This window comes from Myxococcales bacterium, from assembly GCA_016720545.1.
GTDB lineage: Bacteria > Myxococcota_A > Polyangia > Polyangiales > Polyangiaceae > JAAFHV01.
Genome location: JADKKK010000036.1, coordinates 38,846 through 51,488 on the forward strand (window position 1 = coordinate 38,846; position 12,643 = coordinate 51,488).

The following is a 12,643-nucleotide window of genomic DNA, read 5'->3' on the forward strand; positions in this document are numbered from 1 at the left end:
GATCACGGATGGCCGGGTCCGAGAGTCCGCGAGCGACGATATTGCACCTCGTAGAGGCCGGCCCCCTCGAGCGAGGTCGTGATCGCGCGGGAGTCGCCGTCCGAGGTCAGCGGGGGAATGACGATCGTGGCCGACTGATCCACGAGTCGGGGAGTGGACGAGTCAGTCGCGAGCTCGTAGAGGCGAATCTCGGCGGGGCCCACGACGGGGAGCCGAATGGGTGGCGTCTCGACGAGGCGAAAGGTAGGAAACGACTCGAGCACGACGTTGCTGAACTCCAGCGTGTCGCTCGCGTTCACGGGCAGCGCGGGATGCGACGGCTCGCTCACTTGGGCACGGCGCAGCATCGGAAGCCGACACTGATCGAACCAGTGCCTTCTTGTTTGGATATGGCTCCGAACGGGCTCATGCCAAGATCGCAGCCGAGCACCCGACCGGCAAAAGAGACATTGTACGGTGCGCCCCCGTAGAAGACGCTCGGCGATGGGCCCGAAGGATCTTCAACGTAGTAGACGAACTCCCAGACGTTTCCCATGAGATCAAAGACCCCGGAATACGCGCCTCGACTGTGGCAATTCGGAAGGGACCCCGCGGCCGTCAGGCGACAGGTTGCCGGAGAAGTAGCGCAGCCTGTGTCCGCTCTATCGGCCGTATTGCACGTGTCTGGCGAATACGTGTTGCCGTAGGGATATAGCGTCCCGGTGTCTGTCGGACTCGTTAGCCCGTGGCATGCCCGCAACCACACATTTTTCCAATGGTCATCCAGTTCCGCCGTTGAGAGCTCCCGCCCGTCGTCAGTGCCGCACAGCGTCTTGCCCGACCATGCGCAGAAGGCCTCCGCGTCGCAGTAGTCGATGCACACTTGGGGTAGCGTGTCGCACTCGGGACCAGAGCAAGGCGGAGGTTTGACGACGCACGAGACGGGCTCGAAGGTCACGTTGGCCTTGCAGAGCTCGCGGAGAGCCGCCGGCTTTTCCCCCGACGCAACGAACGCCCGGTACTGACCGCGGGTAACCTCGGTGCTGTCCATACAGAAGGTCCGCGCTCCCTCCTGGGCGATCAGCGCCATCGCCGGGCCGCGCCCCGAAGGACACTTGGGCGCGGAGGGCCCCGCCCCCCCCGAATCGGGGGTTGTCGACGCGCTGCACGCCACCGCTGCGACCCGCTCAGCGGCAAGGCGACCCGACGCGACCAGCGCACAGGACTCGTCATGGGACCTTCGAGTGCGAGGTGTGGTACTGGAACTGAACCGTGGGCCCGTTCAACGTTCGCGGGTCGCCTACAGGATGAAGGGTGATGACCTGCTGATGACTGGCTCCCTCAGGCCGCATGGGGTCCAACTTGTAGAGCTCGAGCGTTGCCGTGTCCTGAACGGGGTCGGTGACGAGGTCGCCGTCGTGCTCTTCAATGAGCAGATAGGCCCGCTTGACAAATCCGAAGTTCGGAATCGCAGACAGGTCCATGGCTTCGTCGGCGTCAAGGTCGTCGCGAAAGATGGGGCCGGCGACCTGAACGCCGTCGGCCACCACCTTGACGCTGAGCTCCTCGTCGCCGATGCCTAGCCCACCCTCTTCGAGGCACACGAGCTTGAACGCGATGGGAGAGGGCGGCGGGGATATGCCCGCCGTCATCCACGGCGGCAGGTCGTCCTTGGCGCCGCTCACGTACGTCAGATCGGTCACCACACCCACCGAGTAGCGCGTGGTGTCGGAGGGGCGTGACACCTTCAGGAGGTAGTTCGCCTCATGAGCCTCTTCGGTCATGGCAATCGCGCTACTGTCGGAAGGAAGCAATGACCGAACCGGGAGCCCCTCCCTCTCCAACGACAGGTCGGGGCTGCGCGGGTCCGTGCCATCGAGCGTTGTTCCCTGGAAGACGAGCGTCTGCGGCACTCTTGGGTTGGCGGTGGCGATAGAGGAGAACGTAAAATAGCCGGTGTACGGCTTATTGAGCGGAACCGCCGGTGTCAGAGGCTTCGCTGGAAGAAGCTCGCAGGCCGTGTCCTCGCTCGCGCAATCGTGCTTCAGCACGAGGAGGCTCGCCTCACCGTAGGTGAGGCCGTCGGGACTGTAGACCCGCAGATACAGCTCGCCGTCGCCGCCGAAGAATCGATCCGTCTCGTAGGTGCACGGAACCCGGTTGCGAACCGTTCCCGCGCTACACCGAGCGGGCTCTACCGTGAGGACGCGCTGCCTCCGCGGGAGGGGTCGAAGAGGCTGACTCAGGTTTTCAGCGGAGAACACGTCCAGGCGCATCCCCGACTCAACCTCCCCCTTCGCCAGGCCAAGGGTGTACGTCCCGGGCGGGAGCCTAAACCACGCGTCGGCGCCCGGGGTCGGCAGCGCGACGCCAAACGGCGTGCCGTTCGTTCTTGGCAGCGTGGCCATCGCCGGATTGCAGAAGGCCGCGCGCGGGCCAAGCTCCATCGCGAGCCCGACGTGATCCGACGTGGTGGAATGGAGCGTGGTACGTATCCAATTGACGCACCGCGCATTCGGTTCCGAGAAGGTCGCGTACGGAAAGCTCGGGGTGCCGGCGGCCCAGGTCAGCGCGCCCGGTGCGTGGTAGCCATCGCCATTGAGCAAGAAGTAGTCGAACCGGCGCGCGCCCACGTATCCTGTGTTGAGATCGCCGCCGTACTCCCCCATGTTGTACGTGGTGCCTTCGTCCCTCGGGGAAGTTGTGCGCCAGGCGTCGAAGTACGGACGGGAGTCGAGGTTTCCCCAAATTCGGCGACGGTACTCTTCCGCTCTTGGCGCTGTGCCCGGCGATTCTGCCGAGTCGTCCCGCGCGATGTAGCCATCGATATTGAGGTCGCCGGCGATGATCGTTGTCTGATTTCGGCTTGGGCTCACGCGGTCGTCGATCAGCGCCCGAATATAGTGCAATTGGCGCTCTCGCGCTGCGACTGCGCATTCTGAGCTCTCGGCCTGCGTGTGGGTAAGAGCGATATTGATGCGTCCGCCGGGGGGCGCGATGTGAAAGAGAACGACGCCCTTCGCGGCTAGCTGGTCCGTTGTCGATCCGCAGCTGTGGTTGAATTCCAGGAAGCGGATGTAGGGGTCGGGGTTGATGAACACGCCGTTGGAGATCGCAACGACGGAGCCCATGTCACCCGGGTAGGTGTTCCCGTCGTTCTGGGCCTCGACGAACGGGTAGCGACTGAACGCCATGAGCCCACTGTCGGTTGCGTCCTTCCCGAGCCCCCAGAGCTTGCCCGCCCCCGGCCCGAGGGTCATGTAGATCACGTACGGAAACTCGTCTTTGAGGATGTCGTAATACTCGTCTCGCTGGGCCCGACCAGAGCTCCGGGGAACGGGCTTCCCCGCGAGCGTGCTTCCTAGCGTTCCGCCAGCAACCGCCCCGCCCGGCCCCCCCAGGAACCACCCCACGACCGCACCAAAGATGCCGCCGGCCGTCGAGCTCGGCTCGTTCGAGCCGGTTCCCCATACTTCGTTGAGGAGGACGACATCAAAACCCCGCGCGTGGTCTCGAATGCGCTGGGCCAGTCGCCTCGCCCGCTCGGGCTCAACACCGAGAACGCCCCATGTGTTGAACGTCAAAATGCGGACGCGTTGGGTCTCGGTGGCTCGCTGCAGAGACGCCACGGGCGGTGCCGGCGGGGGAGCCGGGGCGCCGGCCGGCGGGCTCAGCCATGGCCACTCCACTTCCGGCCGGGGGGCCTGCGTCGCCGGAAGCCCGTCTCCGTTCGTCGGCCGTATGGCCACCGGGGTCGCCGCCGTGGCGTGAGACTTGCGGTACGGAGCCATCGAAAGCGTGCTCGCCCGCCTCGGCGCTACGAAAGAACCGCCCCGTGACAGCCAGCGTGCCTCCGAGCGTGAAAACGCCGGCACCGCTCGTCGCCCTACCCGCGGCGCCCCCAAAGCCCCTGTCGGCGACTGGCGCTCGAACCTCGCCGGCGGCCTGGGCGCGACCACCGGGCCCACGTCGCACGGGCACGCCGCCGACTTCGGCTTGCGGGCCACCGGGCCGCCCGCGAGCTCCGCGAAGTCGTGCGCGTGGCGGCCTATCCGCGTCCGCCGCTCCGCCACCGAGTGGACCGGGCTGCACGGGCAAGGCACCTTCTTCGGCCTGTCTTTCGCCCACGCGGGCGGCCCGCCCGCGAGCTCGGCGTACTCGTGCGCGTGCCGCGCGCGCCGCTGGCCGTTCGCGTCGACCGCGGGCGGCAGCGGGACCGCGCCCGGCCGCCTGGACCTGGGGAGCCCACCGGCGATCGACGCGAGCTCATGGGTGTGTCGCACGCGGGTGGGCGTCGCGGCGGGCGTCGCTGCGTCGCTGCGCGCGGGCGCTCGCTTCCGGCCCGGCGGCCCCCCCGCCAGCTCCGCGTACTCGTGCCAGTGCTTGGCGCCCATCCACCCTCCAGCCCATGACGCTACGCCAAAAGAAGTTCTTGACAACCGGTTTTTTTTCCGTTTCACTATGAGCAAGGGGGATGGGGCCAACCGCGGCTCGCAGGCTCCCTTTGCCCGGAGGGATCACCATAGCGAAGCTTCAACATTTTGGTATTCGACGACTTCATCTCTGGCGCGGGGACGGTCGTCTACACCCGGCCCGATTTCTACGACAAGCTCGGCAGCGTCGACAAGCTCGCACTCTTCGCCGTCTCCGACCAGGTGACGACCAACGGCACGCTCACTGTGCGGATCGAGCACTCCGCAGACGGCGTCAACTGGATAGCTAAGTCGTCCGGCGCCGCCGAGATCGCCGCCGCGGACCTCACCGCGGGCTCCACCGAAGTGGCCTATGGCTACGATCCCGGCACGTCCCCGACGCTCGGCCTCGTTCGCCTGTCGCTCACCATCGCGACCTCGACGATGGCGCACGTCAAGCTCTGGGTCACTGGGCGCGACGCGTCCTGAGGGCCTCGCCATGCCCGGTGAGCCCATCCTCGCGTTCGACGACATCATCAACGGCGACAGCCCCGTCTACAGCGCCAACTACCTCGACGATGTGCTGGCCGAGCTGGAGAGCTACACCATCGAGGTGATCGCGGATCGCATCGGCTCCACCGAGAACATCACGGTGCAGCTCGAGACCAGCGCCGACGGTCGCAACTGGGTGGAGAAGAACCCGGGCCAGCCCGAGGTGCTCGCGAACACCTCCGCTGCCCACGCGGTCTTCTCCGGCATCGACATCGGCGTGCGGCCGGCGCTCGGGTTCGTTCGGCTTCGACTGAAGCTCGACGAAGCGGGCAGCGCCAAGGTGCGCGTGCACGTGCGCGAGGGGCCGGAGCTCGGCTTTCTCCCCATGTCGCTCGCCGGGTGCCGCGCGTGGCTTCGCGCGGATCTCGGCATCACGGCAGACGCCAACCTGAACGTGTCGAGCTGGCGAGACCTGACCGGAAACGGCTTCGACGCGACCCAAGCCACCTCGACTCGGCAGCCGCTCGTCGCCACCGGGGCGACGCTCGTGGGCGGACGGCCCGCCGTGGTCTTCGACGCCTCGACCGCGGGCCAAGAGAAAATTCTGACCCTGGGCGCCTCTCTCGCGGGCCTCACCTCCGGTCACGTGTTCGTGATCCACAAGCGCGCGTCCCAGACGCCCGGCACGGCGGCGCGCGCGGGCTTCTGGACAATGGGGTCGAGCGCCGACGCCGCGCACGTGCCCTACACCGACAGCAAAGTATGGGACGACTGCGGCGCGACGGTTCGGAAGGACTGCGGCGCCCTCACGGCCACACTCACCAGTCCGAGCTGCTACGAAGTGCGCAGCGCCGCGGGCGCGTGGCAGAACCTCATCAACGGGACCTCTCAGTTCTCGACCGCCACCAACACAGTCGGGTTCGCCTCGGCCCCCGCGCTGGGCGGCAACACCAGCGTGGGCTCGTACTTCGACGGGTCCATCGCCGAGCTGGCCGTCTACGACCGGGTCTTGTCGGCCACAGCAAGACACCGGCGGAGACGATGGCCCAGAAGGGGACAACTGCCGTCGCGTAGACCTTGAGGGCCATCACGACTCCTCGCCCGACAGGCTGTGGGCCTGATTGACCGTGACCTGGTACTCGCCGTAGGGGTTGTAGGGGTTCGCACCTCCCACGTTGCTGAACTCCAGCGTGTCGCTCGCGTTCACGCTCGGCCAGAAGATCTCCGCGTAGGTCTTCCCGGCCACGCCCACCGCCGCCAAGATCTCGTCGTCGCCCAGGAAGTCCCCGCCGAGGGGGCCAGGGCGCCGAGTGCTTGATGGAGCTTCGCATGATCCGTCTCGGGCTAGTTCTGACGAATCCACACGATTCGAGAGACGCTCCCGCTATCGACGGTGACCGACCCCGAAGCGCAGTCCGATGTGCGCACGAAATCGCCATTGCTCTTGAGAAACGGTGCGCTTCCGACCACCTCTTGGTCAAAGGCCCCCTGATCCCTTGGAACCTCCGACTCCTCAACGTTGCAGAGATCGACGTGATACGTCTTGGCCTGCATGGACATCGCGTACTCGGTGAAGAGCCCGGGTGACCTCGTCGTGCAACGCGGCTCCTCGTCGAGGGTGAGGCCGGGGGGAATGCCACACGCCGCAACCGATCCGTCCGTCCTCGGCGGCTCGCGCGCGTCCAGTCCGGCCTCCGCCGCCACGCTCGCGTCGGGCGTGGGACTGGGGGCGGGGGTCGCGGAACAATGGATCAGCAAGGCACCCGCGCACAACATGACCCAGCAAGAAGCCAGTGCTCGCGTGTTCGAGTGCATGACCTTCACGGTCTTCACGGCTCCCCGCCCGACAGGCTGTGGGCCTGATCGCTTCCGGCCCGGCGGCCCCCCCGCCAGCTCCGCGTACTCGTGCCAGTGCTTGGCGCCCATCCACCCTCCAGCCCATGACGCTACGCCAAGAGAAGTGCGTGACAATGGGCTTCGTGTATTTGTTTCCCTATGAGCAGGGGGTGCGCCTCAAGCTCGCAGGCAGCGACCCAGCTCGTACCGGGTACCGGCGCTCATACCAGGCGACGGCTGCGGCAAGCTCGGCTTCGGCGAGGCGATGGAACCGAATCAGAGGCCGATCCTGCGCCTCACGGCTTCCCACGGAATCCCAGGCTCGCGTCCCTCGATCACGTCGGCCGCGCGGCGCTCGATCTCGTCGACGTCGTCGAGCGAGAGCCCCGGAGGCACCTCAAGCGAGCGCAGCAACTCCGTGGCGAGCTCTTCGCGCTCTTCGGGAGGGAGGGCCAGGGCTTCGGCGAGGAGGCGGGAGGGAGGCACCAGAAGAGTATGCCACAGCGGGCCGATCGGGTCTTGTCGTCCGACGAGCGCGCGGTGCTCGTCACCTACTCAAGGGACGCCTGCTCTCGATGACGTAGTCGTACCCACGCACCGCGCACGGCGAGCCTGCGCGCCGCGGAGGTGATAGAACCGCGCGGTGCTCGCTCGCTCCCCGGAAGGCTCGCTGCTCCTCCCCGCGCTGACCACCGCCCACTCGCACGCGTTCCAGCGCGGCATGCGCGGCACAGCGCAGCGCCCAGGCCCGGGCACGGGCGGCGCCGACGACTTCTGGACCTGGCGCGGGCAGATGTACCGCCTCGCCACGTCGCTCACGCCGGAGAGCATCGAGCGCATCAGCCGCGTCGCCTTCCGCGAGCTGCGGCGCGCCGGGATCGACACCGTGGGCGAGTTCCATTACGTGCATCATACACCCGATGGCACGCCCTACGCGCGCCGCACCGAGCTCGCCGAGCGCGTGGTGCAGGCCGCGCTCGACGAGGGCCTCCGCATCGCGCTCCTCCGCACGGCCTACTTTCGCGCGGGCCCCGGGCGCGAGCCCGAGCCCGGGCAGCGGCGCTTCTGCGATCGCGACGTCGACGACGTGCTCCGCGACGTCGAGGCCCTGCGCGCGCTCTACGCGGGCGATCCTCGCGTGGTGGTGGGCATCGCGCCGCACTCGGTGCGCGCGGTGCCGCCCGACCTGCTCGTCCCGCTCGCGCGGTACGCCGAGCAGCACGGTCTGCCGCTGCACATGCATGTGTCCGAGCAGCCGCGCGAGGTCGACGAGTGTCTCGCCGAGACCGGCCGTCGCCCCGCCGAGCTGCTCGCCGACCTCGGCGTGCTCTCCCCCCGTTTCGTGGCGGTCCACGCGACGCAGCTCGCCCCGCACGAGGCGCGCCTGCTCGGCGAGGCCGGAGCGTTCGCGTGTGTGTGCGCCACGACGGAGCGCGACCTCGGCGACGGCCTCCCCGACCTCACGGCCCTCCGCGCCTCCGGTACGCGGCTGTGCACGGGCATCGATAGCCACGTGCTCACCGATCCGTTCGACGATCTCCGGGCGCTCGAGACCCACGAGCGCCTGCGCACGAAGGCCCGGGTCACCTTCTCTCCGCCGCCTGGCGCCAGCACCCCGGCGGAGCAGCTCTGGCGCGAGGGTTCGCTGCACGGCGCGCTCGCGTGCGGCTTCGACGGCCCGGCGGGACAGCTCGCGATCGACCCTCTGCACCCCACGCTCGCGCTCGTGGAGCAGGAGCACCTCCTCGACGCCATCGTGTTCAGCGGCCACCCGGGCCTGGTGAGCCCGGGAGCCTGCTGAAGCCTGCTCAGGCAGCGCGCGCGTGACGCGGCGGTTCGCGGAGTCGTCGCGGCCACACACTCGCTACGCGCACGGCGCGGCGAGCAGTGGCTGGGCCCGGCGCACGCAGCTCGCCGAGGGTTGTCGACACGCCCGCTGATCTTGGCGAAACTACGGACCGTGAGCCATGGGTAGCGCGACCGCACCCTCGCGGGTGACCTCGCTCGTCGGTCAGGTGATCGACGGGCGGTACCGCGTGGATTCGGTCCTCGCGTTCGGCGGCATGGGAGCGGTCCTTCGAGGGACTCACCTGGTCCTCGGCCAGCCCGTCGCCATCAAGGTCATGCTCGACGCGACGATGCGGGATCCCATGATGAGGGAGCGCGTCTTCCGCGAGGCGCGAATCTTGGCTCAAGTGCGCTCACCGGCCATCGCGAGTATTTTCGACGCAGGTCTGCTCCCGGATGGGACGATCTACATCGTCATGGAGCTCCTCGCGGGAGAAGAGCTCGAGGGCGCCATCGTCCGCGGTACGCTCACGCTTCCGCAGACGACCCGGCTTCTCGCTCAAGTGTGCGAGGGTCTCGCGGACGCCCACGGGCAAGGGGTCGTCCACCGCGATCTGAAGCCGGCGAACATCTTCATCGTCAAGAAGGCGAACGGCGACACGGCCGCCAAGCTCATCGACTTCGGGATCTCGAAGCGGGTTGGCGAGGTGAGCGACACGACCACGGTCTCCACGATCATCGGCTCCCCGTCGTACATGTCCCCCGAGCAGGCGAGCTCGTCGCGCGACGTGGACCATCGCGCGGACATCTGGTCGCTCGGCATCATTCTCTACAGGGTCGTCGTGGGGCGGCTGCCCTTCGAGGGCAGCATCACGGAGGTCCTGAACGCGATCCGGACCAGCGCTCCCACTCTCCCCGCCACGCTGCCTCCGGCCTACAGGGCCGTCATTCAGCGCTGCTTGGAGAAGGACCCCTCGCGGCGGTACGCGAATGCGAGCGAGCTCCGAGGCGCCCTCCTCCCGCTCGCGGAGCCCGCTCGGAGCCTGGAGGGAGCCGATCCGCGCTCGCCCCACCTACCCTCGGAGCTCGAGCGAGAGCGTGCTCGGAGCGGCGATCCGCGCGGCGCGGACGGCGAGCGAACCGATAGAAATCCAGGGGCCGTCGGCACGTCACCCGTCGGCGAGCGAACCGTGCCCGACGTCGCGGGGAGGCTCACGTCAGCGGTCGCTGCTCCGAAGAGGCTCCCGCTCCACCTCGACGACAGCGATTTGGCGACCACGAGACTGAGGTCATCCTCGCCTCGCGATACGCCGCCCCGGGCAGCGGTGCGAGGCAGTCCGGGCGGCGGGATCGACTCTGACGCCACGGTCCGTCACGTTGCTCCCATCCCGCTCGAGGCCCGCGCGGTCGATCAAACCGCGCCCATGCCGGGCCGAGACTCCGGCCCCAGCGCCTTCTTGGCGCCAAACGTCGCGCCGTCCAGCGACGCCGGTTCGGGGAGTCCTCGATCCCGCTACGGCTGGGGAGTGATCCGGGCGGTCGCGCTGGTGGGCCTCGGAGGGATGGCGGCCCACTTGCTGAACGTGACGAGGTCGTCGCCAGACGTCCGTCCGTCGAGCTCGATCGTTTCGACGGGCGCCGCGATCCCGTCAGGCTCCACGACCGCGCCCGCCCTCCCAGCGACGAACGGGGCCGTAACCCTGGTGAGCGCGACGCCGAGCGCGCCGAGCGTCCCGCCGTTACGTTCGCTACCGCCCACACCGACGCCGACGCCGACAGCCCCCGCCGGCATCACAAGCCGGAAGGCCCCCGCCGTCCCGGCCACCCTCGGATCCGCGACCCCCGCGAAGCGACCTGCGCCGGCAGCCTCCGCGCCAGCTCCCAAATACGGAACGTTCGATCCCTGAGCCGCGGCGGGCGGACAGGGAACGCTTGCCTCCCCGACGAAGTGTCACCCACGCGGCCTTGGCCAGCGCTACCTCTTCCGCGGCCGAGGCACGCCGAAGCGCAACATCTTGCGGATGACCGTGCGGCGCGACACGCCGAGGATCTCGGCGGCGCGGCTCTGGTTCCAGGCCCCCTCGGTGAGCGCCGCGATCAAGCGCTCGCGCTCCGCTACGCCGTCCACATCGGCCGAGCGCGTCACCAGCGCGAGGTGTGTGGCGTCGATGAGGCCTCCGTTCGCGGTGCGCACCGCCGCCTCGACCACCGTCCGGAGCTCGTGCGCGTTCCCCGGCCACGAATGCGACCGGAGCTTCGCGACCGCCTCGCGCGTGAGGCCGGCCTCGGTCACGCCCCCGGCGGCGCCCCTCGCGAAGTGCCTCGCGAGCGCCTCCACGTCGTCGCCCCGCTTGCGGAGGGGCGGCACCGTGACCGTGAGCGGGAACAGGCGGTGCACCTCGGCGTGGCCCGCGGTGCGCGGGTGCCCGGGGCGCGGCGAGGCGCAGGTCGCGACGAGCCGGAGATCGACGCGACGGGTGAGCGCGCTGTTCACTGGCGACAGCTCGCCATCCTGCACGAGGCGCACGAACCGCTGAGAGAGGGGCTCGGGCAGGTCGTCGACGTCCTCGATCACCAGCACGCCGCCGTCGGCCTTCGCGAGCTGCCCCTCGACGACTCTGCCGCCGCGGCTCTCGGCGGTCTCGACGCCGAAGAGCTCCTCCTCGCTGGGGAGGGAGCGCGCGCTCAGCCGGACCACGGGCGCGTGGGCACGGCTCGAACGCTTGAGCAGCGCGTCGACGTAGCTGCTCTTGCCCACACCCACCTCTCCACACACGAGCAAGGGCAGACTGGAGGACGCGAGCGGCTCCATGAGCGTCGCGAGCTCCGACGTCACGCGGTGCGCCGCGGCGCGAATCGAGGCGATTTCTCGCATAGGGGGCCGGCGGCTAGGGTCCCAGAGCATCACGGTGTGTCCCTCCAAGCGAACACTACGCTCGTTCCGCGCGTTCGGACCGGCCCGAGGCGAAAATAATGCGTTTTCCGTCGGAGGCTCGGACGGGGACTGGCGCGCGCGCGACGTCGCCCGTCCCTCGGGGGTGCGCGCACGTGGCCTGGGCTGCGCTTTCGACTCCCGTTCCTGGCCGAGGGCGGCTCCGGCTACGCTTCTGCGATGCGCTCGGCCCTCGCCCCTCTGACCTGCGTCCTCGCCATCGCGTCCACCGTCGCGCTCGCCGCCTGCGCCGAGCAGGTCGGCCCACCGGCCACGCCCGCGGGCACGACACCCCCGACGACCACGACCGCGGCGACGCGGCCCTTGCCGACCACGACCACGGCCGCGAGCGCCGCAACGGGGACCGCCCCGGCCGGGCTCGCGCAGTCCACGGCGACCGCGCGGCCGCCGACGGGCGCGCTCGAGCTCGCGGTGTCGCAGCGCGGGCTCACGATCGGCGGCGCGAGGCTCCTGCCGCTCCCCCAGCCCCCCGCGTGGATCGAGGGCTTCGCGGCGGCGCACAAACGAGGCGGAGGCGGCGGCCTGTTCGTGGAGCCGCTCGCCAGCGCGGTGAGCGCAGCCCGCGACGGGCGCCACGCGGCAAAGCTCGCGGTCGCGCCCGACGTCCCGTACCGCGTGCTCGTGGAGGTCCTCTTCACGCTTGGGCAGAGCGAGGTCTCGACCGTCTCTCTGCTCGTGACACGCGCCGACGGCTCCCTCGCGGCCATCGAGCACGAGGCCCCCCGCGCCGCGCCAACCGACCTCGCGGCGCAGGCAGAGGCCATGGCCGCGGAGCTCGCGGTGCTCGGTGGCGGCTCTCGCCCAGGTGCGCGCGCGGCCCCCGCGCAGCCCGCGACGGTGGTGCTCGCCCGCAACGGCGTGGTGGTGAGCGCTGGCGGCAAGCGCCTCGCCCCCGGGTGCGCCGACCCCGGCCGCACCGCCGGCCTCGCCCCCGGGCCCACGCTCGCGCGGCGCGAGGGGTCGGACTACGACTGGGCCGCCCTCACCGCGTGCGCGGCGACCGCCCGCGACGCCGCGCCGGCCGACCGCATCAACCTGACCGCCACTCCCGAGACCGACTTCCAGACCCTGGTGCACGCCATCGACGCGCTTCGGCCGTCGTTCCCACGGGTGCAGTTCGCCATCGCGCGCTGACGGGCCGCGGGGCGCTTGCGAAACGCGTCGCGAGGCCCGACCATGCGCG

The 12,643-nt window shown here is 69.5% G+C and carries 12 protein-coding genes; 5 read left to right on the top strand and 7 right to left on the bottom strand.

The annotated features are described in order from the left end of the window. Nucleotides 1-2: 2 nt before the first annotated feature. The 3 genes from IPQ09_30630 to IPQ09_30640 form a co-directional block, all read right to left on the bottom strand. Complete coding sequence (locus tag IPQ09_30630; GenBank protein MBL0198499.1) at nt 3-329, bottom strand: hypothetical protein; 327 nt, start codon at nt 327-329, stop codon at nt 3-5. After that, a complete protein-coding gene (locus IPQ09_30635) occupies nt 326-1,069 on the bottom strand; it encodes an SUMF1/EgtB/PvdO family nonheme iron enzyme (GenBank protein ID MBL0198500.1) in 744 nt (247 codons plus the stop codon). The genes IPQ09_30630 and IPQ09_30635 overlap by 4 nt, the downstream gene beginning before the upstream one ends. A gap of 139 nt (nt 1,070-1,208) precedes the next feature. After that, nucleotides 1,209-3,563, bottom strand: coding sequence for an endonuclease/exonuclease/phosphatase family protein (locus IPQ09_30640; protein MBL0198501.1), 2,355 nt, complete (start codon nt 3,561-3,563; stop codon nt 1,209-1,211). Nucleotides 3,564-4,520: 957 nt separating this feature from the next. Between IPQ09_30640 and IPQ09_30645 the strand changes: the two genes are divergently transcribed. Together IPQ09_30645 and IPQ09_30650 are read left to right on the top strand one after the other, a co-directional pair. Further along, a complete protein-coding gene (locus IPQ09_30645; protein ID MBL0198502.1) occupies nt 4,521-4,880 on the top strand; it encodes a hypothetical protein in 360 nt (119 codons plus the stop codon). Between the two features lie 10 nt (nt 4,881-4,890). After that, nucleotides 4,891-5,964 (top strand): hypothetical protein, encoded by a 1,074-nt coding sequence (locus IPQ09_30650; protein MBL0198503.1) that lies wholly within the window; start codon nt 4,891-4,893, stop codon nt 5,962-5,964. A 6-nt stretch (nt 5,965-5,970) separates the two neighbouring features. On the opposite strand, the gene IPQ09_30655 is transcribed toward IPQ09_30650, so the two are convergent. The 3 genes from IPQ09_30655 to IPQ09_30665 all read right to left on the bottom strand — a co-directional run bounded on the left by IPQ09_30655 (nt 5,971) and on the right by IPQ09_30665 (nt 7,205). Continuing rightward, nucleotides 5,971-6,129: a hypothetical protein gene (locus IPQ09_30655; GenBank protein ID MBL0198504.1), complete on the bottom strand. Its 159-nt coding sequence runs from the start codon at nt 6,127-6,129 to the stop codon at nt 5,971-5,973. A 98-nt stretch (nt 6,130-6,227) separates the two neighbouring features. After that, nucleotides 6,228-6,716 (bottom strand): hypothetical protein, encoded by a 489-nt coding sequence (locus IPQ09_30660; protein ID MBL0198505.1) that lies wholly within the window; start codon nt 6,714-6,716, stop codon nt 6,228-6,230. A gap of 279 nt (nt 6,717-6,995) precedes the next feature. Then, nucleotides 6,996-7,205: an addiction module protein gene (locus IPQ09_30665; protein ID MBL0198506.1), complete on the bottom strand. Its 210-nt coding sequence runs from the start codon at nt 7,203-7,205 to the stop codon at nt 6,996-6,998. 157 nt (nt 7,206-7,362) lie between these two features. Here IPQ09_30665 and IPQ09_30670 point away from each other — a divergent pair, with 157 nt between their 5' ends. Together IPQ09_30670 and IPQ09_30675 are read left to right on the top strand one after the other, a co-directional pair. Further along, the gene (locus IPQ09_30670) at nt 7,363-8,520 is read left to right on the top strand and encodes a formimidoylglutamate deiminase (protein MBL0198507.1); all 1,158 of its coding nucleotides are present in this window, start codon (nt 7,363-7,365) and stop codon (nt 8,518-8,520) included. 166 nt (nt 8,521-8,686) lie between these two features. Further along, nucleotides 8,687-10,414 carry a protein kinase gene (locus tag IPQ09_30675; protein ID MBL0198508.1) on the top strand — a complete coding sequence of 576 codons (1,728 nt, stop codon included), beginning with the start codon at nt 8,687-8,689 and terminating at the stop codon, nt 10,412-10,414. A gap of 68 nt (nt 10,415-10,482) precedes the next feature. Here the strand turns inward: IPQ09_30675 and IPQ09_30680 are convergent, their stop codons facing one another. Then, nucleotides 10,483-11,382 (bottom strand): sigma-54-dependent Fis family transcriptional regulator, encoded by a 900-nt coding sequence (locus tag IPQ09_30680; GenBank protein MBL0198509.1) that lies wholly within the window; start codon nt 11,380-11,382, stop codon nt 10,483-10,485. A 237-nt stretch (nt 11,383-11,619) separates the two neighbouring features. Between IPQ09_30680 and IPQ09_30685 the strand changes: the two genes are divergently transcribed. Then, nucleotides 11,620-12,594 carry a hypothetical protein gene (locus IPQ09_30685; protein MBL0198510.1) on the top strand — a complete coding sequence of 325 codons (975 nt, stop codon included), beginning with the start codon at nt 11,620-11,622 and terminating at the stop codon, nt 12,592-12,594. The last annotated feature ends 49 nt before the right edge of the window (nt 12,595-12,643 follow it).

What these genes read in the sequence shown, in the direction of transcription:
- IPQ09_30635 (MBL0198500.1), bottom strand. Translation starts at nt 1,069, where the DNA reads ATGGCGCTGATCGCCCAGGAGGGAGCGCGGACCTTCTGTATGGACAGC.
- IPQ09_30650 (MBL0198503.1), top strand. Translation starts at nt 4,891, where the DNA reads ATGCCCGGTGAGCCCATCCTCGCGTTCGACGACATCATCAACGGCGAC.
- IPQ09_30675 (MBL0198508.1), top strand. Translation starts at nt 8,687, where the DNA reads ATGGGTAGCGCGACCGCACCCTCGCGGGTGACCTCGCTCGTCGGTCAG.
- IPQ09_30680 (MBL0198509.1), bottom strand. Translation starts at nt 11,382, where the DNA reads ATGCGAGAAATCGCCTCGATTCGCGCCGCGGCGCACCGCGTGACGTCG.
- IPQ09_30685 (MBL0198510.1), top strand. Translation starts at nt 11,620, where the DNA reads ATGCGCTCGGCCCTCGCCCCTCTGACCTGCGTCCTCGCCATCGCGTCC.